Origin of the sequence: Mangrovicoccus algicola (assembly GCF_014903745.1) — a bacterium.
Taxonomy (GTDB): domain Bacteria; phylum Pseudomonadota; class Alphaproteobacteria; order Rhodobacterales; family Rhodobacteraceae; genus Mangrovicoccus; species Mangrovicoccus algicola.
On record NZ_JACVXA010000128.1, the window covers coordinates 1 to 3,063 of the forward strand.

The window sequence follows — 3,063 nt, forward strand, 5'->3', positions numbered from 1 at the left end:
CGGGGGCGGGGCGCGTCTGGTCAGGCGATCTTTGCCAGGAGCTCTTCGAGGGACTTCTTGGCGTCGCCGTAGAACATGCGGGTATTGTCCTTGTAGAACAGCGGGTTCTCGATGCCCGAATAGCCCGTGCCCTGGCCGCGTTTGGAGACGAAGACCTGCTTGGCCTTCCAGACTTCCAGCACCGGCATCCCCGCGATCGGCGAATTCGGATCCTCCTGCGCGGCCGGGTTCACGATGTCGTTCGAGCCGATCACGATCACCACGTCCGTGTCAGGGAAATCTTCATTGATCTCCTCCATCTCTAGCACGATGTCGTAGGGCACCTTCGCCTCGGCAAGCAGCACGTTCATGTGGCCGGGGAGGCGGCCTGCAACCGGATGGATCGCGAAACGAACCTTCTTGCCCTTTGCGCGCAGGCGCTTGGTCAGCTCGCTCACATTCTGCTGGGCCTGCGCCACCGCCATGCCGTAGCCCGGCACGATGATCACCTCCTCGGCCTCCTCCAGCGCGCTTGCCACGCCATCGGCATCGATCGCGACCTGCTCGCCCTCGACCTCCATCGCCGGGCCCGCCGTCGACCCGAACCCGCCCAGGATCACCGAGATGAAGGACCGGTTCATCGCCTTGCACATGATGTAGCTCAGGATCGCCCCGGACGAACCGACCAGCGCGCCGACCACGATCAGAAGGTCGTTAGACAGCGAGAAGCCGATCGCGGCCGCGGCCCACCCCGAATAGGAGTTCAGCATCGACACCACCACCGGCATGTCCGCCCCGCCGATCCCCATGATCAGGTGGTAGCCGATGAACAGCGCGCAGAGCGTCATGATCACCAGCGGCAGGAACCCGCCCGTGCCCATGTACCACGCCAGGCACAGCACCGACAGCGCCGCCGCCCCCGCATTCAGAAGGTGGCCGCCGGGCAGCTTCTTCGCCTTGCCGTCGACCCGGCCCGCCAGCTTGCCGAAGGCGATCACCGAGCCGGTGAAGGTCACCGCGCCGATGAACACGCCCAGGAACAGCTCCACCTGCAGGATCCCCAGCTCCACCGGGGTCTTGTGCGCCACCATCGCGGCAAAGCCGCCGGTCACCTCGGTGCCTGCCGCATGGGCCCGCGCCACCGCCTTCATGGTGAAATGCGCGTTCAGCCCGACGAAGACCGCCGCCAGGCCCACCAGGCTGTGCATCGCCGCCACCAGCTGCGGCATCTCGGTCATCTGCACCCGCTTCGCCACCAGCATGCCGAACCAGCCGCCCGCCGCGATCAGGATCAGCGCCACCAGCCAGAAGCCGCCGCCCAGCATGCCGAGCGTCGCCAGCACCGCCAGCGCCATCCCCGCGATCCCGTACCACACCGCGCGCTTGGCGCTCTCCTGCCCCGACAGCCCGCCGAGGCTGAGGATGAACAGGACCGCCGCGACCACATAGGCCGCCGTCGTGAATCCGTATTCCATGTCTTCCGCCTCCGCTTACGATTTCTGGAACATGGCCAGCATCCGGCGCGTCACCATGAACCCGCCGAAAATGTTGATCCCCGCCATGAAGACCGACAGCCCCGCCAGCAGCACCACCAGCCACGAGCCCGAGCCGATCTGCATCAGCGCACCCAGGATGATGATCGACGAGATCGCGTTGGTCACCGCCATCAGCGGCGTGTGAAGGCTGTGCGCCACGTTCCAGATCACCTGGAACCCGACGAAGACCGCCAGCACGAAGACGATGAAATGCTGCATGAAACTCGCCGGGGCGATCAGCCCCAGCCCCAGGATCAGCACCGCCATCGCCCCCAGCAGCCCGAGCTGCGTCCGCGTCTGCGCCTTGAAGGCCGCGGTTTCCGCCGCGCGCCGCTCCTCGGGGGTCGGCTCCTTCGGCTTCTCGCGCGGCTTCTGCGCCGCGATCGCCGCGACCTTGGGCGGCGGCGGCGGGAAGGTGATCTCGCCGCCATGCGCCACCGTCGCGCCGCGGATCACGTCATCCTCCATGTCATGCACGATCACGCCGTCCTTGCCCGGCGTCAGGTCGGTCAGCATGTGGCGGATATTCGTCGCGTAAAGCGTCGAGCTCTGCGCCGCCATCCGGCTGGGGAAGTCGGTATAGCCCACCACCACCACGCCGTTCCCGCTGACGATGCGCTCGTCCTTCACCGTCAGCTCGCAATTGCCCCCGCGCTCGGCCGCCAGGTCGACGATCACCGAGCCCGGCTTCATCATCTCCACCATGTCGGCGGTCCACAGAACGGGCGCGGGCCGCCCGGGGATCAGCGCCGTGGTGATGACGATATCGACATCCGGCGCCAGTTCGCGGAATTTCTTCAGCTGCGCCTCGCGGAATTCGGGGCTCGAGGGCGCCGCATAGCCCCCCGTCGCCGCGCCGTCGCCCTGCGCCTCCTCGAAATCCAGATAGACGAATTCCGCCCCCATCGATTCGATCTGCTCGGCCACTTCCGGGCGCACATCGAAGGCAAGCGTGATCGCCCCGAGCGACGTCGCCGTCCCGATCGCCGCAAGACCCGCGACCCCGGCCCCCACGATCAGCACCTTCGCCGGGGGCACCTTGCCCGCCGCCGTCACCTGGCCCGTGAAGAACCGCCCGAAATTGGCCCCCGCCTCGATCACCGCGCGGTAGCCCGCGATATTGGCCATCGAGCTGAGCGCATCCATCTTCTGCGCCCGCGAGATCCGCGGCACCATGTCCATCGCCACGACCGTCGCCCCGGTCGCCCGCGCCTTCTCCAGAAGATCGGAATTCTGCGCCGGCCAGAAGAACGAGATCAGCGTGTGCCGCGGCTCCAGCAGCGCGATCTCCGCCTCCGTCGGCGGCTGCACCTTGGCGATCACGTCCGACCCGGCAAAAACAGCCGCCGCATCGGCCACGATCTCCGCCCCGGCCTGCGCATAGGCCCCATCCGAAAACCCGGCCTGCTCCCCGGCACCGCTTTCCATGACGCAGGAATGACCAAGCTTCACATGCTGCGCAACCGTATCGGGAACAAGCGCAACACGACGCTCCCCCGATACAGTCTCAACCAAAAATCCAACCCGCAAAACAGTCCTCTCCCATGCT

At 66.8% G+C, this 3,063-nt stretch carries 2 protein-coding genes; both read right to left on the reverse strand.

Annotated features, from left to right (window positions below; genetic code table 11):
* Window positions 1–20: 20 nt before the first annotated feature.
* The gene (locus ICN82_RS20985) at window positions 21–1,454 is read right to left on the reverse strand and encodes an NAD(P)(+) transhydrogenase (Re/Si-specific) subunit beta (protein ID WP_193187254.1); all 1,434 of its coding nucleotides are present in this window, start codon (window positions 1,452–1,454) and stop codon (window positions 21–23) included.
* A 15-nt stretch (window positions 1,455–1,469) separates the two neighbouring features.
* Window positions 1,470–3,029: a Re/Si-specific NAD(P)(+) transhydrogenase subunit alpha gene (locus ICN82_RS20990; RefSeq protein WP_407943778.1), complete on the reverse strand. Its 1,560-nt coding sequence runs from the start codon at window positions 3,027–3,029 to the stop codon at window positions 1,470–1,472.
* Window positions 3,030–3,063: the final 34 nt, after the last annotated feature.